The 19945-nt window shown below is 69.0% G+C and carries 20 protein-coding genes and 2 pseudogenes; 10 read left to right on the forward strand and 12 right to left on the reverse strand.

What is annotated here, in order from left to right:
* Nucleotides 1-51: 51 nt before the first annotated feature.
* From ACIHAD_RS25830 to ACIHAD_RS25850, 5 genes and pseudogenes are all read right to left on the reverse strand, one after another.
* Nucleotides 52-2256 carry an ATP-binding protein gene (locus tag ACIHAD_RS25830; RefSeq protein WP_397357202.1) on the reverse strand — a complete coding sequence of 735 codons (2205 nt, stop codon included), beginning with the start codon at nucleotides 2254-2256 and terminating at the stop codon, nucleotides 52-54.
* Complete coding sequence (locus ACIHAD_RS25835) at nucleotides 2253-2924, reverse strand: alpha/beta hydrolase (RefSeq protein WP_397357203.1); 672 nt, start codon at nucleotides 2922-2924, stop codon at nucleotides 2253-2255. The genes ACIHAD_RS25830 and ACIHAD_RS25835 overlap by 4 nt, the downstream gene beginning before the upstream one ends.
* A 40-nt stretch (nucleotides 2925-2964) precedes the next feature.
* The gene (locus tag ACIHAD_RS25840) at nucleotides 2965-3141 is read right to left on the reverse strand and encodes a hypothetical protein (RefSeq protein WP_397357204.1); all 177 of its coding nucleotides are present in this window, start codon (nucleotides 3139-3141) and stop codon (nucleotides 2965-2967) included.
* A 485-nt stretch (nucleotides 3142-3626) separates the two neighbouring features.
* Nucleotides 3627-4454, reverse strand: coding sequence for a helix-turn-helix domain-containing protein (locus tag ACIHAD_RS25845; RefSeq protein WP_397357205.1), 828 nt, complete (start codon nucleotides 4452-4454; stop codon nucleotides 3627-3629).
* A 238-nt stretch (nucleotides 4455-4692) separates the two neighbouring features.
* A pseudogene (locus ACIHAD_RS25850) lies at nucleotides 4693-4847 on the reverse strand (transposase family protein); the annotation flags it as partial.
* Nucleotides 4848-4868: 21 nt separating this feature from the next.
* On the opposite strand from ACIHAD_RS25850, the gene ACIHAD_RS25855 reads away from it, so the two are divergent.
* The 3 genes from ACIHAD_RS25855 to ACIHAD_RS25865 are packed head-to-tail and all read left to right on the forward strand — an operon-like array spanning nucleotide 4869 to nucleotide 10609.
* Entirely contained in the window at nucleotides 4869-5210 is a 342-nt protein-coding gene (locus ACIHAD_RS25855) for a transposase family protein (protein ID WP_397357206.1), read from the forward strand.
* A 12-nt stretch (nucleotides 5211-5222) separates the two neighbouring features.
* Nucleotides 5223-7895 carry an AAA family ATPase gene (locus ACIHAD_RS25860; RefSeq protein ID WP_397357207.1) on the forward strand — a complete coding sequence of 891 codons (2673 nt, stop codon included), beginning with the start codon at nucleotides 5223-5225 and terminating at the stop codon, nucleotides 7893-7895.
* Nucleotides 7896-7951: 56 nt separating this feature from the next.
* A complete protein-coding gene (locus ACIHAD_RS25865; protein ID WP_397357208.1) occupies nucleotides 7952-10609 on the forward strand; it encodes a LuxR C-terminal-related transcriptional regulator in 2658 nt (885 codons plus the stop codon).
* A gap of 29 nt (nucleotides 10610-10638) precedes the next feature.
* Here the strand turns inward: ACIHAD_RS25865 and ACIHAD_RS25870 are convergent, their stop codons facing one another.
* Both ACIHAD_RS25870 and ACIHAD_RS25875 read right to left on the reverse strand, forming a co-directional pair.
* The gene (locus tag ACIHAD_RS25870) at nucleotides 10639-11280 is read right to left on the reverse strand and encodes a hydrolase (protein ID WP_397357209.1); all 642 of its coding nucleotides are present in this window, start codon (nucleotides 11278-11280) and stop codon (nucleotides 10639-10641) included.
* A gap of 69 nt (nucleotides 11281-11349) precedes the next feature.
* Nucleotides 11350-12309 (reverse strand): NADP-dependent oxidoreductase, encoded by a 960-nt coding sequence (locus ACIHAD_RS25875; protein ID WP_397357210.1) that lies wholly within the window; start codon nucleotides 12307-12309, stop codon nucleotides 11350-11352.
* 238 nt (nucleotides 12310-12547) lie between these two features.
* On the opposite strand from ACIHAD_RS25875, the gene ACIHAD_RS25880 reads away from it, so the two are divergent.
* From ACIHAD_RS25880 to ACIHAD_RS25910, 7 genes are all read left to right on the forward strand, one after another.
* Nucleotides 12548-12796, forward strand: a complete 249-nt coding sequence (locus ACIHAD_RS25880) for a hypothetical protein (RefSeq protein ID WP_397357211.1) — start codon at nucleotides 12548-12550, stop codon at nucleotides 12794-12796.
* On the forward strand, nucleotides 12793-13038 hold the full coding sequence (locus tag ACIHAD_RS25885) for a hypothetical protein (protein ID WP_397357212.1): 246 nt from the start codon (nucleotides 12793-12795) through the stop codon (nucleotides 13036-13038). Before ACIHAD_RS25880 ends, ACIHAD_RS25885 begins: the two co-directional genes overlap by 4 nt.
* Complete coding sequence (locus tag ACIHAD_RS25890; RefSeq protein ID WP_397357213.1) at nucleotides 13032-13331, forward strand: hypothetical protein; 300 nt, start codon at nucleotides 13032-13034, stop codon at nucleotides 13329-13331. The genes ACIHAD_RS25885 and ACIHAD_RS25890 overlap by 7 nt, the downstream gene beginning before the upstream one ends.
* A gap of 163 nt (nucleotides 13332-13494) precedes the next feature.
* On the forward strand, nucleotides 13495-14313 hold the full coding sequence (locus tag ACIHAD_RS25895; RefSeq protein ID WP_397357214.1) for a helix-turn-helix transcriptional regulator: 819 nt from the start codon (nucleotides 13495-13497) through the stop codon (nucleotides 14311-14313).
* 138 nt (nucleotides 14314-14451) lie between these two features.
* Nucleotides 14452-14664, forward strand: a complete 213-nt coding sequence (locus ACIHAD_RS25900) for a hypothetical protein (RefSeq protein ID WP_397357215.1) — start codon at nucleotides 14452-14454, stop codon at nucleotides 14662-14664.
* Nucleotides 14665-14724: 60 nt separating this feature from the next.
* On the forward strand, nucleotides 14725-15501 hold the full coding sequence (locus ACIHAD_RS25905; RefSeq protein ID WP_397357216.1) for an SDR family oxidoreductase: 777 nt from the start codon (nucleotides 14725-14727) through the stop codon (nucleotides 15499-15501).
* Nucleotides 15502-15913: 412 nt separating this feature from the next.
* Nucleotides 15914-16462 carry a hypothetical protein gene (locus tag ACIHAD_RS25910; RefSeq protein ID WP_397357217.1) on the forward strand — a complete coding sequence of 183 codons (549 nt, stop codon included), beginning with the start codon at nucleotides 15914-15916 and terminating at the stop codon, nucleotides 16460-16462.
* A gap of 556 nt (nucleotides 16463-17018) precedes the next feature.
* On the opposite strand, the gene ACIHAD_RS25915 is transcribed toward ACIHAD_RS25910, so the two are convergent.
* The 5 genes and pseudogenes from ACIHAD_RS25915 to ACIHAD_RS25935 all read right to left on the reverse strand — a co-directional run bounded on the left by ACIHAD_RS25915 (nucleotide 17019) and on the right by ACIHAD_RS25935 (nucleotide 19931).
* Nucleotides 17019-17258 carry a tyrosine-type recombinase/integrase gene (locus ACIHAD_RS25915; protein ID WP_397357454.1) on the reverse strand — a complete coding sequence of 80 codons (240 nt, stop codon included), beginning with the start codon at nucleotides 17256-17258 and terminating at the stop codon, nucleotides 17019-17021.
* Nucleotides 17259-17271: 13 nt separating this feature from the next.
* A pseudogene (locus tag ACIHAD_RS25920) lies at nucleotides 17272-17652 on the reverse strand (XF1762 family protein); the annotation flags it as partial.
* The gene (locus ACIHAD_RS25925; RefSeq protein WP_397357218.1) at nucleotides 17591-17854 is read right to left on the reverse strand and encodes a hypothetical protein; all 264 of its coding nucleotides are present in this window, start codon (nucleotides 17852-17854) and stop codon (nucleotides 17591-17593) included. The gene ACIHAD_RS25925 and the pseudogene ACIHAD_RS25920, both read right to left, overlap by 62 nt.
* Nucleotides 17851-19170, reverse strand: a complete 1320-nt coding sequence (locus tag ACIHAD_RS25930; protein ID WP_397357219.1) for a M20/M25/M40 family metallo-hydrolase — start codon at nucleotides 19168-19170, stop codon at nucleotides 17851-17853. The genes ACIHAD_RS25925 and ACIHAD_RS25930 overlap by 4 nt, the downstream gene beginning before the upstream one ends.
* Nucleotides 19167-19931, reverse strand: a complete 765-nt coding sequence (locus tag ACIHAD_RS25935; protein ID WP_397357220.1) for a GNAT family N-acetyltransferase — start codon at nucleotides 19929-19931, stop codon at nucleotides 19167-19169. Before ACIHAD_RS25935 ends, ACIHAD_RS25930 begins: the two co-directional genes overlap by 4 nt.
* Nucleotides 19932-19945 lie beyond the last annotated feature (14 nt).

The raw sequence follows: 19945 nt of genomic DNA on the forward strand, positions 1-19945 counted from the left end.
GGCGCCCCTGGCCACCGCAGGCGGCCAGGGGCGCGCGGCAGCACGCGGCGGTCAATCGGCCAGGGCACGGCAGCGGGCGCTCGCCCCGGCGTCGCCGACCGCCTCGTACACCTCGGCCGCGCGCGCGTAGACCTGGCGGCTCTCGGCGATCCCGTCGTCCTCGGCGAGCAGGGCCGCCAGCGTCTCCAGGGAGCCTGCTTGCAGGACGGGCATCTGCGCCTGTTCCATGAGGCCGATCGCCTCGGTGAGCTTGGCGATCGCCTCGGTCCTGTCACCGAGCAGGCCCAGGCATTCGCCGATGCGGGCGAGCGCGATCGGCCGGGTGAAGGCCACCACGCTCGGCCGGATCCCGGACCGGCCGTCCTCCAGCAGGGCCTGCAGGTCGCGGTACTGCCGCAGCGCCTCGGCGTGGCGTCCCGCGTCGCGCAAGCAGGAGCCGAGGGCGCCGAGGGCCTGGCAGTAGGAGTCGAGGTCGCCGTCGGCCTTGAACATCTCCGCGGCCAGGGTCTCCGACGCGGTGGCGTCGTCGAGCCGTCCGAGTCTGCGCAGGGCGCCTGCCGCGTGGTGGTGGGCCGAGGCGATCTGGTTGGCGGCACCGCTACGGGTGGCGAGATCGATCGCCTGGGCTGTGTGGCGCAGCGCGGTCTCCGGATCGCCTCTTTGCAGCAGGTGGACCCAGGCCAGCTGGTTCAGCTGGTTGGCCTCCCTGGCCGGATCGCTCATGGAGGCGGCGGCCTCCGCTCCGAGGGTGAAGACCTCCAGCCAGTGTGGCGCGTGCATCCACCGGTCGGAGAACCAGTCCAGGGATTCGGCGCAGTCAAGGACGGCGGAGTGCCGTCCGCTGCCGGCCGCTGTGCGCAACGCGCCCAACCAGTTGTCCGCGTTCGCGCGCAGCCAGTGGTCGGCCTCCTCCGCGCAGGACAGGCCGGGGTCGGGTTCCAGGTGGCGCTCGGCGTGTTCGAACCAGCGCCCCGCGGTGGTGGCCATCCGCAGCAGCCACGCCGTGACCGTCTCGGCGAGCGCGTCCCTGCCGGCTTCCGGTTCCTCCGCGTGCAGCCGGTCTCGGGCGAACAGCCGGACCAGGTCGTGGAAGCGGTAGCGGCCCGACGCGCCGTCCTGCAACAGCCCGAGGTCGACGAGCTCGTCGAGGGCGTCCCAGGCGTCCTCGATCGGGAGGTCGCCGACGACCGCGGCGAGCGTGGCGTCGAAGTCGTGCCCCGGTACGAGGGCGAGCCGGCGGAAGACACGCCGGGCGGTGTCCGCGAGTTGCCCATAGGACATCGCGAAGGCGTTGGCGATCTTCAGATCCCCCGCCCTCAGCTGGTCGAGCCGGCGCTCCTCACCTGACAGCCGCACGGCGAGCGTGGCGGCCGTCCATCCCGGCCTGCTGACCAGCCGGTTGCCGACGATGCGCAGCGCGAGAGGCAGCCCTCCGCACAGCCGGGCGAGCTCGGTGACCGCAGATCCGCTGTCGCAGCGCTCTCCCAGGATCCCGGTCAGCAGCAGCACCGCCTCCACCGCCGGTAAGGGACCGAGAGCGAGCCGGTGAACGCCCTCCAGCCCGGCCAGCAGGCGGCGGCTGGTGACCAGCGCCTTGCTGCCGCCGTCACCGGGGAGCAAGGGACGCACCTGCTCTTCCGATCGGGCGTTGTCGAGCACGACCAGGACACGCCGGTCACGCAGCAACGACCGGTACAGCGACGCACGCCCTGCGGTCTCCCGCGGCAGGTCCCGATCCGCGGCGCCCAGCGCGTGGAGCAACTGCGCGAGGGCGTCGTCGACGGCGAGCGGCTGGAGGGACATGCCGAACAGGTCGACGAAGAAGACGCCGTCGGGGAAGCCCGGCCGTAGATCGCGGGCGGCCCGTACGGCCAGCGTGGTCTTGCCCAGGCCCGCCGGGCCGGTGATGAGCCCCACGGCGGCCTCACCGCGCAGCAGCTCGCCGGTCCAGGCCAGCTCGGCGGCGCGGCCGGTGAAGTCGTCGACCGAGCGCGGTAGCTCGCACAGGCCGGTCGGGCGGTTCCAATGATCGCGCAGGCGGCCGTCCCGCGCCAGCTCGACGAATTCCTTGCGGGCGACCTCGTCCAGAGCCAGCGCGTCGGCCAGAGCGTTGACGGTGCGGTGCTGGGGTCCTTTACTGCGTCCCCGCTCCATGTCCGACAGGGTTCTGGCGCTGACCCCCGAGGACTCGGCGAGTTCCTCGAGGGTCAGGCGAGCGGCGTGCCGATGTCGGCGCAGCAGCTCCGCGAAGGTCACCGGTCGACGGCTTGGATGATCACGGCGGCGACCGCGGCCGGGTTGGACACGTAGACGGCGTGGCTTCCGGACGTCTCGGTCACGGTGGAGCCGGCCCGTTCGGCCATGGCGCGCTGCACGTCCGGCGGGATCATCCGGTCGTCGGTCGCCACCAGGTACCAGCTGGGCTTGATCCGCCAGGCGGGTTCGCTGACCGCTCCGCCCAGCGCGTCCACGCCCCAGGGCACCTGGGAGTCGGCCATGAAGGCGGCCTGCTCGGCGGGCAGGTCACCGGCGAACGAAGCGTGGAACTTCTCGCGGTCCAGGGCGAGGAAGCCGTTCACCGGCGGCAGGATCGGCGAGACCGGGGCGCCGGGCGGCGGGTTCGCGATCAGCGAGTTCACCGACTCGCCCTTGTCGGGCGCGAAGGCCGCGATGTAGACCAGGGCCGCCACCGCGTCGTGGGTGCCCGCCTCGGTGATGACCACCCCGCCGTAGGAGTGGCCGACCAGGACGACCGGACCGTCCCCGGCGTCGATGACCTGCCGGGTCGCCGCCACGTCACCCACCAGCGACAGGGTCGGGTTCTGCACGACGGCCACCTCGTGACCGTCCCGCTTCAGCAGGTCGTAGACGCCCTGCCAGCCGGATCCGTCCACGAACCCGCCGTGGACCAGGATGATTCTCATGACGCCCACGCTAGTTTCCCGGGTCCGGCCCCCGAATGAGTCATTTGACTTGGTTCAGCCCGTCGCGAAGCGCCGCCCGCGAGGTGCCACCGAGCGTGGGGAACACCTGGTACAGGTGACTGGCGACGGTACGCGGCGATTCGCCGATCTGCTTGCCGGTCAGCCCCGCAGCGGCCGGCATGGCGATCTCCCGCTGCTGGGAAGCGAGCAAGCACATCGCCGCGAGCTGGACTGACTGTCCCGTCGCCCGCAGCGGCGCTCGCCGTACCTGAACTGGAGGCGGGCCATTCGAACGGTCGGCGTTCCCCGGCTTGTGCGGCACTCCCGCCTCGACCAGCTCGGCTCGATCAACTACGAGAAGACGCCAGATGGCCCTCCCACCCGGGATCGGAGTGCACGCCTGTAGGGGAAGCCCCGCTCGGTGATCCCACTACCGAGATGTCCGTTCCAGGGGGATGGCATGCCCGGCTCCGATCCCTAGCCTCTCTTGAAGCCGCGGAAGACACCGCGGCCACTTGATCGAAAGGATCGAGATCGTGGCGTCCCCGGAGCATCCGAAAACCACCCTTTCGCACACCGGTTCGGCCACGGGCCGTGGCCGGTTGCGCAGGTTCCGGTTCCCCGTCCTGCTGGTCGCGTTGTTCGGTGTGATGTCGGTGACGACCGGGATCAACCAACTCGTCTCGCCCGTACCGATCGTGATCACGATTGGATGATCAGCGTGCCCAAGAGAGCCAGGGCCTCGGCGGAACGGGATCCCGGCGCGGCGGGCTGCGCGATCAGCTGTTGGCCGGGGCTGCTCACGATCGGGAAGACCTCGGTTCTCAGACGCAACTCACCGACGTCGGGCTGGAAGAAATGGCTACCGTACGGAATCGCGCCGCGCGGTACGGGTCCAGCCCACAGCCTACGGAAATCCGAACTGGCGATGGATAGCTCGCCGACCAGTTCTCGCACTCTGCGGTCGCCTGGCGCCTGATCGACCACTCGGCGCAGCTCTTGCACAGCGGCCCGCGCGGTGATGGACCAGTCGCAGAAGAACTCGGCACCCACCGGATCCAGGAAGACCATGCGCAGCAGATTGTCGCCGAAGACGAAACGGCTATGGAGAGCGGCGGCCAACGGATTACGCACGAGAACGTCTAGAGACCAGCCCAGAATGTAGGCGGGAGCCACGGTCCAGTCGTTCAGCAGGGCGAGCACGTCCACCCTCACCCGTTCAACGCGGGCCGGGCGCCGCCGCTGTGAAGTGGGACGTGCGAGGCGGTACAACATGACCACGGCATCGCCGTTCAGTTGCAGCGCACGGGTCAGACTCTCCAAGGTCTGATGGGTCGGGCGGAGCTCGCGTCCCTGCTCTAGGCGGGCATAGTAACCAAGGCTCAGTCCGGCCAGCCGGGCGACCTCATCGCGGCGCAAACCCGGGACCCGGCGTCGGCCTTCCGCGGCCAGCCCGACTTGCTCGGGCTGTAGCTGCGTGCGGCGCGCGCGCAGAAACTCCCCGAGCCGGTTGTTCCGCTCGCTGTCCATGGCTCTCAGATTAGGCGCGAATCCGCACTCTGTTCGCGGTGGAGAGTGGGTGGGTTACACCCAGGTTGGCTCGGCAACGTCTCCATAAACTGGCAATCGATCACCAGGCATCCACTGAGCCGTTCTCATCCTCTGCGGCGAGCTGCTGATCACCATCACGTCCGTCACCACCAGGGGTCCCGGATGCAGTTCTACGTGCTGCCGTCGATTTGTCGCGCTCAACCCTGCACTACGTGGGCCACGCGGTCGCCGTCGAGACCCGAAGCCGACTCCGAGCTCAGGGAAGGTCTCTCCTTTGCACAGGTAGACCAGCACGAGCAGGGCCTGCTGCCCCGGGTTGAGCAGCCGCGAGGTCGAGCCGATGACCTTGCGGTGCCGGCGGATGAGGCCGGCCGGTACGTCGAGGGGGCCGTCATGCTGCTGTCGGCGCGCTCACCCGAACTCGGACAGGCATTGAGCCGGGCGCGTAAGGCCGGGCTGCACCACCTGCTGCTGGACGGCACCCTGATCCGCGTCGACCGGATCAAGGCCAACCGGCCGTACTTCTCCGGCAAGCATCACATGCACGGCATGAACATCCAGGTCATCCCCTCACCGGACGGGACGATCCTGTGGACCTCCGGCGCGCTGCCAGGCAAGACCCATGATGTCAGCGCCGCCCGCATCTGGGGCATCGTGCGCGCCTTGGAACAGGCCGGGCTCATCACCCTGGCCGACAATGCCTACCCGGGGCCGAAGGTCGCTTCTGCTAGTTAGGATTGCTCCTCGATGAACTGCTCGCAGCTCGCCCCGATTGTGCCGATCCTGTACGGGAGGCAGGGGGAGAGCCTGTTGTTCGCCCGGCTCCTTGACCGCGCTCGCCAGGGCCACGGCGACGCACTGATCCTGCACGGCACTCCCGGGATCGGCAAGACAGCCCTTCTGGAGCACCTCCGGGCGCAGGCTACGGATTTCCGCGTTCTCCTGACGGCGGGTGCCGAGTTCGAGATGAGTTTGGCGTTCGCGGCGGCACATCAGATGTTCGTGTCGCTGTTGGATGAGCTCGATCGGATCTCGTCACGGCCGCGAGAGGCCGTGGAAAGGGCTTTCGCCTTGCGGGACGGCGAACCGGAGAGTTCGGTGGTGGGGCACGGCCTTTCAGCGTTGGCGTCTCGGGCTGCCGGTGAGCGGCCTCTCCTGTGCATCATCGATGATGCACAGTGGCTTGATCCGGCTTCTGCTCATGTGCTGAGCATGATGGCCAGGAATCTGGCAGCAGAGCGCATTCTCATGGTGTTCGCCGTTCGGGAGCTGGTGGAGAGGCCTGAACTGACAGATCTGCCTGCACAACGCATCAGCGGACTGACCCGTGAATCGGCCGCCGAGTTACTGGGCTCCCCACGGCAAATGCCACTCGACCCGCGTGTCCGCGACCGCATCATCGTCGAGGCCGATGGCAATCCTCGGGCTCTCCTGCAGCCGCCTTTCCCAGCGGACATCAAGAGGGGGGCCTCGGGCTTCACCCCTCAGCAGTCGCTGCCTGTCGAACGCGAGTCGCTCGGCAGGATGCGTACCCTGTCGGCTGACAGCCGGACCCTTCTGCTTGTGGCGGCGGCTGATCCCACAGGCGATCCCATCCTCCTCAAGCGGGCAGCCGTACGGCTGGGCGTAGGCGAGACGGCCATGGGCGCCGTGGTGTCCGCGGGACTGCTGGAGATCTCTGACCTGGTTCGCTTCCGGCCCTCGGCGATCCGGTCGGCGATCTACCAGGAGGCGGCACCTCCGGCACGGCGGGCGGCGCATCAGGCTCTGGCCGAGGTCATCGATGCCGAGCGTGACGCGGACTGCCGCGCTTGGCATCGGGCTCTCGCGACGCTCGGCCAGAACGAACAGGTCGCGGCCGAGCTCGAGTCCACAGTCGATCAAGCTCGGGTCTGCGGTGGAGCGGTGGCGGCCGCGGCCTTCTTGGCCCTGGCGGCTTCCTTGACCTCCGATCCCCGCCGCCTCGGTGAGCGTGCCCTGGCCGCGGCACGCGCCCGACGTGAACTGGGCGATATGGATGGGGCTCTGACGTTGCTGGATATGGGGGATCCCCACCACACAGATCCGACGGCAGCGGTAGAGCGGGCCGGAATCCAGTTCGCGACCAGGCGAGACGCGGCCACACACCATGATCTCCTTCACCTGATTCGCGCACATCCCGAGAGGGCGGAAGAGAACCTGCTCGACGCGTTCGCCGTCGTTATCGCATCCGCCAGGTGCGGACCTGCGCAGGGGAGCGTCGGAATGGCAAGGGCCATCAGGGCGAGAGCAGCTGACCACTCCATGGACCCGTTCCTCGCCGCGTTCGCAACAAGGACGCTCGACGGTCATACGCCGGCCTCGCCACTCATGCGGCTGGCACTGGCCGCCCGTCATGGACCGGCGCACAAGCTGGCGGCCCTAGCCGCGCTCGACCTGTGGGACTTCGCCCGATGGCGCCGGCTCACCGAGATCCGGGTGGAGTCAGCCCGAAGGTCCGGGGCTATCACCGACCTTGTGGACGGGCTGTACGAGCTCGTCCTCATCGACACGTATTCAGGGGATCCGGCGGCAGCCGAGAAACATCTGGACGAGAGTCACGTCGCCTTGGCGGTGATGGGGCAGACACCCGTCTCCGTGGGAGATCTCCTTCATGCCGCCTGGACGGACGACGAGAAGGCCACCACGGGTCTGCTCGAATCCGTTCTCAAGACGGCTGAACGCGCCCGCGAAGGCAGGCAGATCACTCTGGCCGAGTACGCCCAGGCCGTCCGGCTGAACGGCCTGTGCCGCTATGACGCCGCACTGGCAGTTCTCCGGACCGCGATCGAGCTGGACGAGCCCGGCCTGATGCCGTTCGTGGCCACAGAGTTTCTGGAGGCCGCGGCCAGGACGGGACGCAACGACCTGGCCGCACCTGTCCTCGAGCGGTTGGAGCGGCACACGCGGACCGCGGGTACCGATTGGGCCGTCGGGCTGCACGCCTGCGCCAGGGCGCAGCTGACGGCTGGGCCTGCCGCCGAACCCTGGTACAGGGAGGCGGTCGAGCGGCTGTCAAGAACGCCGGCGACGACATGCCTGGCCCGCGCACAGCTCGTCTATGGCGAGTGGCTGCGCAGGGAAGGGCGCAAAGGTGAGGCGGGGGCCCAACTGCGGGCGGCGCACAAGCTGCTGACCGCCTCGCGGGCAGGCACATTCGCTGCCCGGGCAGCGCGTGAACTGAGGGCGAACGGCGAGAGCATGGCCGACGGAGTCAGGAGGGCCACCCAGCTGACTCCACAGGAAGAGAACATCGCCCGCCTGGCGGCAGCGGGAGCCACGTCCAAGGAGATCGGTCTTCAGCTCTTCCTGAGCCAGCGTACGGTCGACGCTCATCTCCGCAGCGTTTTCAAGAAGCTTGACCTCACCTCTCGCAGACAACTTAAGGACATGGAGTTCTGACCAGCGATGCCCGTACCGGAAAGGCCCGAGGAATGATCCTGCCCAGGAGGGAGGCCGTGCAGGTCGCCGCCCTTCTGGACAGGGCGCGGCTGGGCGATGGCGGCGCCCTGGTTCTCCATGGGGAGGCCGGTTTGGGCAAGACCGTTCTGCTGGAGACGGTGCTGGGTTCGGCGGAGGATGCCCGGATCTTGCGCGCCGCCGGCGCCGAGTTCGAGCGGGAACTCTCTTTCACCGCACTCCATCAGCTCTGCCTTCCCCTGCTGGAGCTGATCGGAAGGATTCCCGCGCCACAGGGTAGGGCGCTGCGCATCGCGTTCGGCTTGGAGGCCGGCCCGGCACCGGATCAGTTCCTGATCGGCCTTGCCTTGCTCAGCCTTCTGTCGGAAGCGGCAACGCATGGCCCGGTGATCTGCGTTCTGGACGACGCGCAGTGGCTCGACTCCGGCTCCGCGCAGGCGCTGGCCTTCGTCGCGAGGCGGATCCAAGCCGACCCCCTCGCTCTGCTCATCGCTACGCGCGATCCTGACGCCGCGCCCGCGTTGGCCGTGCTTCCTCGACTGGCCCTGGCTCCGTTGACCGACGAGGCGGCCAGGACGTTGCTGACGCTTCGGGCGCCGCTCGATGCCGAGATACGCCGGCAACTCGTCGCCGAGGCGCGGGGCAACCCGCTGGCCCTGTGGGAGCTGCCGAGATCGCACGGGCCGGCAGGCTTCCCGGGCACGCCCGACCAGCCGGTCCCGGATCTGATCGAGCGGAGATTTCGCGAGCGCCTGAGCGTGCTCCCGGAGCGTACCCAGCGGTTGCTGGTGATCGCCGCCGCCGAGTCCTTGGGCATCCCCGAGGTGCTTGAGCACGCCGCCGGCCTTGATGATCTGACGCTTGCCGATGCGGAACCAGCCGAGAGCGCAGGACTTCTGGAGATCGATTTCCGCGTACGGTTCCGTCATCCGCTGGTGCGTTCAGCGATCTACCGGCTGGCTTCCGAGACGGATCGCAGGCGCGCTCATCACGTGCTCGCGCAGGCGTTCGACGTTGACGGCCACCATGACCGGCGGACCTGGCACCTGGCGCAGGCCGCGCCGCACGCCGACGAACAGCTGGCCCTGCACCTCGAGCAGGAGGCAGACAACGCGCGGCGGCGTGGGGGAGTGGCAGCCGCCGCAGCGTTCCTGGAGCGTTCCGTCGAACTCACCCCCGACCCCGCCAAGAGAGCCGAACGAGCGGTGATCGCGGCTCACGCCAAACATGAGTCCGGGGCGTCCGAACACACCGGCACCCTGCTCGTGCTCGCCGATCTCGGGCCGCTCACCGACTACTGGCGAGCCCGGCTGCTACGGCTGCGCGGGCAGATCGCCTTCGCTCTGCAACGCGACGACACGGCACCCATGTGGCTGCTGGAGGCGGCCGAGCAGGCGGCGGCACTGGATCCCGCGCTCGCGCGGGAGACCTACCTTGAGGCGCTGTGGGCTGCGACCGGTGCCGAGCGTCACGGAAACGCCCAGGGAATCAGAGCTGTGGCGGCCACCATCCGGCGCGGCCCTGCGGCGCCGGCCGTACCGCTCGCCTCCGACCACCTCCTCGACGGCCTTGCGGCGCTGTTCACCGAAGGCCAGAGCACGGCAGCACCCCTGCTCCGCGCCGCGGTCGAGATGCTCGATGGCGCGACAGATCCGCGCTGGCTCCCGGTCGCCTGCCGGGCCGCCTGGGACCTCTGGGACGAGAAGGCCTTGGAGAATCTCGCCACGCGGTGTGTTCAGCTCACGCGCGCAGCCGGCATGGTGAGTCTCCTTCCCCTGGCGCTCAACTTCCAGGCTGTCGCGGCGACGTACAACGGACGATTCGCCGAAGCCACCGCGATGACAGAGGAAGCTCACGCGATCACGGAGGCCATGGCCGGCGCTTCCTCCCCGTATGCGGCGATCGTCTTGGCCGCTTTCCAGGGCGACGCGCGGCGGGCAGGTGAACTCTTCGACCTCAGCCTGCGCGCTGCCGCCGCAGGGCAGGGAGGGTTCGTCACGATCGTCGAATACGCGACGGCAGTGCTCCATAATGGCCGAGGCGATCACCAGGCAGCGCTGCTGCCCGCTCGACAAGCCGGTTCGCGCAGCCGGTTGTTCTGGAGCGCCGCCGCGTTGCCGGAACTGGTCGAGGCGGCGGTACGCACCGGAGAGACCCGGCTGGCCGGCTCCGCCGTGGAGGAGCTGGCCGAACTGACCGAAGCCTCGGGCACCCACTGGGGCCTGGGCGTCCTGGCACGCAGCCGCGCCTTGCTCTGCGGCGCTCCAGACGAGCTGTATCAGGAGGCCCTTGCCCGGCTTGGCCGAAGTCGCGTGAGCGTGCAACTGGCCCGTACCCATCTGCTCTATGGCGAATGGCTGAGCCGCGCCGAGCATCGTGAGCAAGCGCGTGCCCAGCTCCGCAAGGCCCACGGGATGTTCGACAGCATGGGCGCGACCGGATTCGCCACTCGTGCCGCCCGCGAACTTCGCCACCTTGGCGAGTATCCGACCCGCACCACGAAGTCGGCCATCGACGCTCTCACCTCGCGGGAGGCGCACATCGCCCGGCTGGTGGCCGGCGGCAGAACCTCCAAGGAAGTGGCCGCCGAGCTCTTCCTCAGCCCACGCACGATCGAGGCCCACCTGCGCAACGTCTTCCAAAAGCTGGGCATCACCTCGCGGAGGCAGCTGCGCGACATGGACCTGCGAGCGTGATGGGCGGGGCCCCGTCACGCTCGCAGCGCTTACTTGCCGCCGAGAAGCTGGAACTCCCAGGCGAGAGCCGGCCCGAAGCTGCCGCCGTGCGCGAAGAAGATCTCGGCGATGCCCGGCACGGTCTCTTCTCTCGCCCAGTCTCGCTGCCATTCGCCGAGCATGGTGATGGCGGCTGAGGGGATGACGCCGGCCTGCACCATGCGCTGCACAGCCCGTTCGTGCGCTTCCATCGAAGTGGCGCCGGACGCGTCCGTTACCGCGATGACCCGGTACCCGTCGGCCATGGCGTGAACTGCGGGGAAGGCCACGCAGATGTCGGTGTAAAGGCCGGCGATGACCAGATCCTTGCGCCCCGTGGCCGCCACGGCCTCCACGACCCGCGGATCCTCCCAGCTGTTCTGAGTGGTGCGATCGATCGGCTGCTGGTCGGGGAAGACATCCTGCAACTGGCGCAGGAGATGACCGCCCCGGTCAGCGACCACGGTCGTCAAGATGGTGGGGATGCCGAAGAGCTTGGCGGCCTTGGCCAGGGCAAGGGTGTTGTTGATCACGTTCGTGGCGTCATGGCTCTGCAGGCCGGCGAACTGTGCCCCCTGATGGTCGATCAGCAGCAGAACCGCGCTGTCGGGGGTGGACAGCGCTTCTAGCCCGATGTACGGATTAGCAGACATTTCCGGCTCCTTCCGAGCGACAACGTGATCTTCGCACCGGCGTAGAGCCTTCGCCTCGGCGAAAACTACCTAATGCTCCTCGATCGGCCGGGCCCGGGTGTCGGCGTCCAGCACCAGGCTGAGCACGATCTTGCCGCGTGTATGCCGCTCGGCCAGTTCGACATACGCCTGGCCGACCTGCTCCAGCGGATAGACAGCGCTGATGGGTACCAGCAGCCTCTTGTCGGCCACCATCGTGGCAAGGCGTTCCACCAGCCGTGGCGAGAACGCATCCTCTTGCGCGCGGTCATGCACGCCGTATCGACGCACGGCAGCCCTGTCGGCGATGGTATTGATCCGCTGCGGTGACACACCGAGCGCGATGGCCGTCGCCACGTGGCCGTCGCCGAAGGTATCGATCAGGGCATCCACGCCGCTGGGCGCCACCTGCCTGATGCGCTCCGCAAGTCCCGGTCCGTGGAGCACGGGGATGATGCCCAGGGAGCGGACGAAGTCGACATTGCGTGGGCCGACGGTTCCGATGACGGTGGCGCCGCGCAGGCGGGCCAACTGGGCGGCAAGGACCCCGACACCACCTGCCGCGGCCGAAACGACCACGACCTGCCCGAGCTGGGGATTCACCGCGTCAACGCCGGCCCACGCCGTCACTCCGACGGCCGACAGCGGGGCCGCTTCCTCCCAGCAGACAGCCGGAGGTTTGCGGGCCAGGGTGTCCGCATCGTGGACGACGTAGTCGGCCTGCGCACGACGTGGTGCGTAGCCGATGACCTCGTCTCCAGCAGAGAAGCCTGTCACCCCCACTCCGACCTCCACGACCTGGCCGGCGAAGTCGTTTCCCTGCCCCTCTGGGAAAGACGCGGGCCAGATGTCGGCAAAGGCGCCCTCCCTGATGCCGATCTCACCCGGATTGATGGGAGCGACGATGGCTCGTACGAGCACCTGCCCCGGTCCGGGCGACGGCTTGGGCACTTGGACGATCTCTAGGACCTCCGGCCCGCCGTACCTGCTGAATCTGACTGCACGGGACATGCGAGGGACTCCGTTCATCGGGATCTTTCGTCGCGTTGAGAACCGCCATCTGGGCGTTGACCGCGGGCGAGCCATGACAGATCTCCAGTTCGTGCGATCGGGTACGTGAGGATCGCACGGGATCGCGCTCGCCCGCCTCGGCAGGATCTACGTAAAAAACTAGATATTCTTCGCCGATGTCTTCGGCCCGGGACACTTGGCAGGCTGCCTTGCGTCCGCGCGCAAGGAGGAGGCATCCATGAGGGCCTTGGTCGCCCACGCGTATGAGCCGCTGGAACACCTGTCATTCGAGGACGTTCCAGTCCTTGCCCCTGGGCCGCGGCAGATACTGGTCCGGACCGAGGGGGCGGCGCTGAATCCAGTCGATGTGAAGCTGGAGACGGGGGCGATGCGCGACACGATGCCAGTCACTCATCTGTTCGTGCGGCAAGGCGTCCGGCGGGACTGGATGTTCGGCATGCGGCAGGTCTGCCGACCGGCGCGATGACCGCGGCAGCACTCGTCACGGCCGCGAAGCTGTCACCCGGCCTGGACGTTCTGGTCATCGGGGCGGCTGGAGGAGTGGGCTCCTTCGTGGTGCAACTGGCCGGAGCACGGGTCATCGCCACGGGACGGGCCGGGGACGAGCCCTATCTTGTCGGCCTTGGCGCCAGCTTGGTCCTCGACCACCCCCAGGCGGACATCCCCGAGAAGGTGGTCGCGCTGACGGAGGCGGAGCCGACGTGGTGATTGTCATGGCCAACGCAGGGCAGAGCCTTGCCCGCGCAGCAGCCGCCGCTCGTCCGGGCGGCCTGGCGGTATCGCCGCTCGGCGGTCCGAAGCGATTCCCCCGTGAGGTGAACACGGTCTATGCCGGGACCGCCGCAGCTCAGGCCGGGCAGCTCGACCTCCTGGCCCACCGTGTGGTGGAGGGTACGCTGCGCGTCCCAGTCGGCGCCGACTCCGCGTTCACCGATGCCCGTCAAGCGCTCATCGATCTCCATGAGCGCCATATCCAAGGCAAGATCACCATCACCTTCTGAACGGCGAGGACGCCATGATTGACGCTACAGATGCGAGCTTTGCCCCCTCAGAACGTCACCGTCGTCGACCATGTCGACCAGTCCCCTGCTCGAACAGGCCGCTGACGGAGAGGAACATCACGGACATCGCGGGTGGAATCCAGATCTGCGGGATGGTGGTCGGATGAGCAGCGGCACGCCCTTGGGTGATTTCCTCCGTGCGCGTCGCGAAGCGCTCAAGCCGCAGGACGTAGGGCTGCCCGAATACGGGCGCCGGCGGGTCAAGGGTCTACGGCGTGAAGAAGTGGCGATGCTGGCGGGCATGAGCAGCGACTACTACGTGCGGCTGGAACAGGGACGCGAGTCCAGCCCGTCTCCGCAGGTGGTCGAGGCGGTGGCCCGTGCGCTGCTGCTTGATCCGGCGGCCACCGAGCATTTGTGGCGGCTGGTTCAGCCGCCTGCGGCCCGTGCCTGGAGCCGGTCCCCAGGCACGACTGTCAGCCCGCAGTTGCTCCAGCTCATGGACAGCTGGTCACTCTCTCCGGCGTTCGCACTGGGCCCGGCTCTGGACATCCTGGCGTGCAACACCCTGCCTGCCGGGCGCGACTTCTACCAGGAGTGGGAGCGCGCGGCACACTCCTGCGTGGCCGAACTGCGCGCTGCCTACGGTCACGATCCGCAGTCCACGCGTCTCGGGGAGGTGGTGGAGGAGCTGTCAGCCAGAAGCCCGGAGTTCGCCGGGTTGTGGGGCCGCCACGACGTGAAGCCCAAGACGCAGGAGGGCAAGCACCTTCGCCACCGACACGTCGGCGACCTGCACATCCAGTTCTCGGCGTTCACCGTCAACGGCGCCCCCCACCAGCAGCTCGTCGTCTACCAGGCCGAGCCTGCCTCCCCCACCGCCGCGGCGTTCGAGCGGTTGAGAGCGCGGGCCGACCTGGCGATGGACCGCACGCCACAGCCCGACGACACGCTCACGTCCGAGGCCAAGCGGCCAGGCTGACGGACAACAGACGCCAGGCCAGGCCCGCGCCGGTTCCTAGGTGAGCCACTCCCAGGAAACCCGCAACCTTCTTGACCCGCGCTGCCCCCGGCAGACTCCTTCCTGTCAGGCAGAAGCCACGGCACGAAGGACACCATCATGACCACCTGGTTCATCACCGGAGCATCCCGAGGCCTGGGCGCCGAGATCGCCCGCACCGCGGTCGGTGCGGGCGACAACGTCCTGATCGCGGTGCGCAATCCGGACCTCGTACCGGAAAACCTCAACACGGCGGCCAACGTCCATACCGTCGCTGACAGCGCGACCATTCCCAGCTCGGCCGCCACTGCTCACGATGACGTCGCCGCCTGACCTGGCAATCCCGGTCTGTTCAACTCCGCGCACAGCTGCACCAGCGAAAGAGGTATTGTCATGTCCGCTCTGCTCACTGGCACCCCGTTGGCAGGCCGTACTGCCGTCGTCTCCGGCGCCTCCAGTGGCATCGGCGCCGCCACCGCGAGACGCCTGTCCGAACTCGGGGCTGAGGTCGCCGTGCTCGCCCGGCGCAAAAACCAGCTCGATGCGCTGGTCAAGAGCATCCAGGCCGCCGGAGGCGCCGCCATGGCGGCGCCCGTCGATGTCACCGACCGCGACGCCGTCCAAGCCGCAGCCCACCAGGTCACCGACGGATTCGGCCAGGCGGACCTGGTCTTCAACAACGCCGGTGTACAGCTCGTCTCCCCCATCACCGACCTGCGCCAGGACGACTGGCAGCGGCAGATCGACCTCAACGTCACCGGCGTCATGAACGTCATCGGCGCATTCGTGCCGCACCTGACGGCCGCCGCCGAAGCGGGCAAGCCGGCCGATCTCATCACCACCTCCTCGATCGCCGCCACCCGGATCCTGGAGAAGTTCTCCGTCTACTCCGGCACCAAGGCCTACATCAGCCACCTCACCCGGCTGCTGCGCGTGGAACTCGGCCGCAAGAACATCCGCGTGGCCACCATCGAACCCGGCATGGTCGACACCGAGCTGCCCGATCACGTCACCGACCCGGACGCGAGCAAGCTCATGGCCGATCTCATCGACCAGATCGACGTCCTGCAGCCGGACGACGTCGCCGAGACGGTGGCGTTCATGGCCGCCGTGCCTCGCCACGTCAACCTCACCGAGATCACCATCCTGCCCACCGCCCAGGCCATCTAGGGTGCACCACACTGACGGGGTGAACGGCCGGCGGTCGTTCACCCCGCGGGAGGAAGGGCTCCAAACCGGGCTCAGCCTGGGCCCCTGGGACCACTGACCCAAGAGCACGCCGAACGGCTCCTGCGGGCTGCCGGCCAGGTGCGCCTTCGGGCCGCTCCCGATCATGCGCATCTGGCCGGCGAGGGCTGCGGTGAGTCGTAGAACCAACGCCATCAGGGACTCTCTGGTGGGGAAGCGCAGCCGCGAGACCGACGCTGCCATCACTACGGTGACGCTGACGCAGACCGAACCAAGATCTACGGACACGGCGTAAGATCCCGGAATCGGCTGAGGGTGCGGTCGGCGGCGAAAGGCGAAGGTCTGGCTGGACATCGTGAGCCAGCGTTGTCGTGGTGGCTGAAGGAGGTCGACTTTGAAGATCACTGTTGTCGGACGGGGACACGTCGGTGGGGGGCTTGCCAGGCTCTGGACGGCCGCCGGGCACCAGGTCACCGGGCTGGGCCGAGAGGGCGGGGACGCCTCCGGCGCGGACGTGGTCGTCGTGGCCGTTCCTGGTCCCACGATCGCCGATGCCCTCGCCCAGGTCTCAGGCCTGGCCGGGCAACCGGCCATCGACGCCTGCAACCACTACGGCTCACGAGACGACACGCACGCTTCGCTGTCCCACCAGATCAAGTCCATCATCGGTGGACCGACCGCCAAGTCCTTCTCCACCAACTTCGCCGCCGCCTACGACGAGATCTCCCAGCAGCGCGCCACCCCGAGCAACTTGTACGCCTCCGACCCGGAAGCCCGCACCATCACCGAGCAACTCATCCGCGACGCCGGCTACGAACCGCTATACGTCGGCGGCCTCACGCCGGGCGCCCGGCTGCTGGAGGACAGCTCCGCGATCACCCGCGCGATCGCCGCCCAGATCGGCCCCTTCTTCTACCGATACGCATCCCCCGGCGCCCTCTGACAGCGCCTGCAGATGGCCGCCCGCTTCGAGCGCCTGCTCGCCGAGCAGCCAGGCAAGCTGCCGGCGACCTGATGTCCGAGGCCGGGGCCGATGGCGAAGCGCTGCGGCTGGTTCGCGCCGCCGGCGCCGCGCCCGCCCGTACGCGCAGGTCGGCGCCGGCTTCGGGGGGATGTGCACACTGCGCCTGCCGAAAATTCCGTCCATGCAGGTCAAGCGCCATGCGAGTATTCGAGGGGGATGCCGCTGAGTTGGTCTCGTCGGGCGGTCGGGGTTGCGTTCAGGGAGTGGTGTACCGGTTGGAGCACCCGCCGAGCACCGTGACCGTCATCTATGGATGGCGCTGGCGTGGTTGGAGCGCGGGATCCGTTCCGGGGGCCACGACGCAACGTTGAATGGAGTGGCCCGGCCGTGCTCGGTGCGTGCTCGTACGCTCCGTCACGGACCGTCAGGACCCGGCACCGCCTGTCACTCAAAATGCGCTGAGGCGGCACGAACTATCACTCAACGGCACTGAGCGGCACTAGAAGATCTTGCTTCTAATCCGATTGTCAGCTCCTCAGCGAGATGAGCTTGCCGGTTTCGGCCTGGTCTTCCTTGCCGAACAGCAGGGCGGCGGTCTTCTCGGCTGCGGATAGACGGAGGTGTAGGTGTCGGCGGTGAACGCACTGGAGGTGTGGCCCAGTGTTTCCTGCACCACCTTCATCTCCACTCCGGCCGCCAGCATCAGCGAGGCCGCGCCATGGCGGAGGTCGTGGAGCCGGATGGGTGGCAGGCCGGCCAGGTAGGCCAGCCACAGGGGTGTAGGTGATCAACCTGCAGTAGCCCATCGCGCGGGCGCCCCGCCAGGCGGTGCCCAGCAGCGCGGAGCAGGCGTTGGGCGTGCCGTCGGTGGCCAGCCGGGTGACCTCAGCGGTGCGGCCGTCGTCGAAGGCGCGGGCGACGGGTCGTCCGACGGGCACGACGCCGACGAGGGTTCCGTCGGTGGTCTGGACGGCGATCGCGAACTTGGCACCGGGCGGCGGACCGAGACGCCGGTGGGCCCAGGCGACGAACGCGCGTGCGGTCCGGATCGTGACCGGCGAAATCACCAGCCGCGGGTTCCCCCGCCGCTCCGGATTCTGCTCGGCCTCACCGACCCCGACACGAAAGGTCGAACCTGCGCAGGAACGCCCGCCAGAGGTTGTCCACATGAGACGGACAGACGCCGGTGCGGGACGACCGCAGCCACAACGGTTTCGGGTCACGGTCACCGGGCAGGTGCTGCACCGTGAGCCGGATCAGCGTGCCTTCCAGCACGGGCAGGTCGCCGTGGTCCAGCCAGGCAGCCCGGCGGGTCAGGCGGGGATGCAACCGGTCCCACGCCAGGGCGTTCGCGGCGCCGTAGCGGGTCATACCGTGCGCAGGAAGTCGTCCAGCACGTCGAGGCCGCTGCGCAGGGACGCGATCGGCACGCGTTCGTCGACGCCGTGCATGCCGGCTGGTGTGCGGCCGTCGGGGTCCTCACCGAGCGGGGCGAAGCCGAAGCCCGCCATCCCCAGCTCGGCGAACGGCTTGGCGTCGGTGCCACCGCCCATACAGAACGGGACGATCACGCCGTCCGGGTCGTGGCGCAGGACCGACGCGGCCATCGCGTCGTACCAGGCGTTGTCCCAGCCGGCCCCGATCGCGGGGCGGTAGGACAGGAATGACCGGGTGACGGACGGTCCCAGCAACTCGTCGATGATGGCGAGCTGTTCGTCCTCGGTGCCGGGCAGCGAGCGTACGTCGATCTCGGCGTGCGCCTCGCCTGGTACCACGTTGAACTTGTAGCCCGCGTCGAGCACGGTGACGTTCGTCGAGCAGCGCAGCGACGGCTCGACGTACTCGCGCAGCGGCCCGATCCGGTCGAGGACGGCCTCGACGCCCTCGTCGGAGGAGAGGTCGGCGTCGAGGCCGAGGGTCCGCACGGCGGTGTCGAGCAGCTCGCGCACCGGTGGCGTCAGCGCCAGCGGCCACCGGTGCGCCGAGATCCGGGCCAGGCCGGTCACCAGGCGGGCGACGGGGTTGTCCGGGTTCGGGCGTGACCCGTGGCCCTCCGTACCGGTCGCGCGGACGCGCATGTGGAGGGAGCCACGCTCGGCGACAGCGATCGGGTAGAACCGCCGTACCGTCCCGTCGGGCGCCCGTACCGGCACGGGCCGCCCGCCCGACTCGCCGACGGCGGCGGTGGCCCCGGCGAAGAGCTCGGGTCGGTTGCGTACCAGCCACTCGGCGCCGAGGGCACCGTCCTCCTCCTCGTCCGCGACGAAGGCGAAGACCATGTCGCGTCGTGGTCCGGTCGCGTCGGCCGCCCACCGCAGCAGGGTGGCGAGCATCATCGCGACCGTATCCTTCATGTCGGTCGCGCCGCGGCCCCACACGTACCCGTCCGCCACCCGGCCCTCGAACGGCGCCACCGTCCACCGCTCCGGCTCGGCGGGGACGACGTCGAGATGCCCGTGGACGAGCAGGCCGGGCAGCATCCGGTCGGCGCCCGGGACCCGGAGGACGACGTTGGCCCGGGTCGGCTCGGACTCGATGATTTCGGGGTCGTACCCCGCCCCGCGTAGGAGACCGGCGACGTACTCGGCCGCGGCCAGCTCGCCCTTGCTGCCCGCCTTGCCGTAGTTGCTGGTGTCGATCGCGATGAGGTCGGAGCAGATCGTCACGACGTCCGGGTGGTCTGTCATCGTTCTCCTGTCTTGGCTGGGTAGGTGATCAGGTAGCCGTGCCGCCGGTCGAAGGCGGCGATCTCGGCGCCGCCGGCCAGGGCCCCGGCCAGCACGTCCCGTACGTGGGCACGCCAGGCCCGCGCGAGGAGGGGGTTCTCGACCCGGACCCGTTCGATGTCCTCGGGGACCGGGACGAAGGCGGGCCCGCCGGTCCACGGCACCACCCGGAGCGCGTCGTCGCGGACCGTGATCAGCGGCCGATGGTCGCCCTCGGGCGGCCCGACGGCGGCGGGGGAGAGCAGGTCCCACTCGACGAACAGCCGGTCGCTGGCCTCGCCGCGGTTGAGCCCGTCGTGCATCGGGCCGTAGCAGTCGGGCAGGTAGTCCGTCGCCCGGGCGCCGAGCTTGACCAGGTTGAAGTACGCGTTGCGACGGACCAGGGGGTCGAACGTCCAGGTGATCGAGCCGATGCCGCGGCCCAGCGCCCAGTCGCGCTGGTGGCACTTGAGCAGGTAGCCGATCTGCTGGGCGCGGTACTTCGCCTCGACCCCGGTGATGTGGCTGTGCAGGGATCCGTTGTGCGGCGCGAGGAACCCGACCGCGGCGCCGGCCAGATGCTCCCCGACGAATGCGACGGCGACGTAGTTGCCGGTCATGCTGAAGGCGCGCAGCAACGCGACGGTGATCTGGCTGGAGTCGGGCGCGCCGTCCCAGATCCGGTTGAAGAGGGCGGCGATCGCCTCGAGGTCGGCGAGCCCGGCCGCCTCGCGGACTGACACTCCGTGCTCCGGCG

The organism is Nonomuraea sp. NPDC052265, from assembly GCF_044547985.1.
In the GTDB taxonomy this organism is placed as follows: domain Bacteria; phylum Actinomycetota; class Actinomycetes; order Streptosporangiales; family Streptosporangiaceae; genus Nonomuraea.

Coding starts and splice junctions, on each gene's coding strand:
- ACIHAD_RS25835 (WP_397357203.1), bottom strand. CDS start 2,924: ATGAGAATCATCCTGGTCCACGGCGGGTTCGTGGACGGATCCGGCTGG.
- ACIHAD_RS25840 (WP_397357204.1), bottom strand. CDS start 3,141: ATGTGCTTGCTCGCTTCCCAGCAGCGGGAGATCGCCATGCCGGCCGCT.
- ACIHAD_RS25845 (WP_397357205.1), bottom strand. CDS start 4,454: ATGGACAGCGAGCGGAACAACCGGCTCGGGGAGTTTCTGCGCGCGCGC.
- ACIHAD_RS25855 (WP_397357206.1), top strand. CDS start 4,869: ATGCTGCTGTCGGCGCGCTCACCCGAACTCGGACAGGCATTGAGCCGG.
- ACIHAD_RS25860 (WP_397357207.1), top strand. CDS start 5,223: ATGAACTGCTCGCAGCTCGCCCCGATTGTGCCGATCCTGTACGGGAGG.
- ACIHAD_RS25870 (WP_397357209.1), bottom strand. CDS start 11,280: ATGTCTGCTAATCCGTACATCGGGCTAGAAGCGCTGTCCACCCCCGAC.
- ACIHAD_RS25875 (WP_397357210.1), bottom strand. CDS start 12,309: ATGTCCCGTGCAGTCAGATTCAGCAGGTACGGCGGGCCGGAGGTCCTA.
- ACIHAD_RS25880 (WP_397357211.1), top strand. CDS start 12,548: ATGAGGGCCTTGGTCGCCCACGCGTATGAGCCGCTGGAACACCTGTCA.
- ACIHAD_RS25885 (WP_397357212.1), top strand. CDS start 12,793: ATGACCGCGGCAGCACTCGTCACGGCCGCGAAGCTGTCACCCGGCCTG.
- ACIHAD_RS25895 (WP_397357214.1), top strand. CDS start 13,495: ATGAGCAGCGGCACGCCCTTGGGTGATTTCCTCCGTGCGCGTCGCGAA.
- ACIHAD_RS25900 (WP_397357215.1), top strand. CDS start 14,452: ATGACCACCTGGTTCATCACCGGAGCATCCCGAGGCCTGGGCGCCGAG.
- ACIHAD_RS25905 (WP_397357216.1), top strand. CDS start 14,725: ATGTCCGCTCTGCTCACTGGCACCCCGTTGGCAGGCCGTACTGCCGTC.
- ACIHAD_RS25925 (WP_397357218.1), bottom strand. CDS start 17,854: ATGACCCGCTACGGCGCCGCGAACGCCCTGGCGTGGGACCGGTTGCAT.
- ACIHAD_RS25930 (WP_397357219.1), bottom strand. CDS start 19,170: ATGACAGACCACCCGGACGTCGTGACGATCTGCTCCGACCTCATCGCG.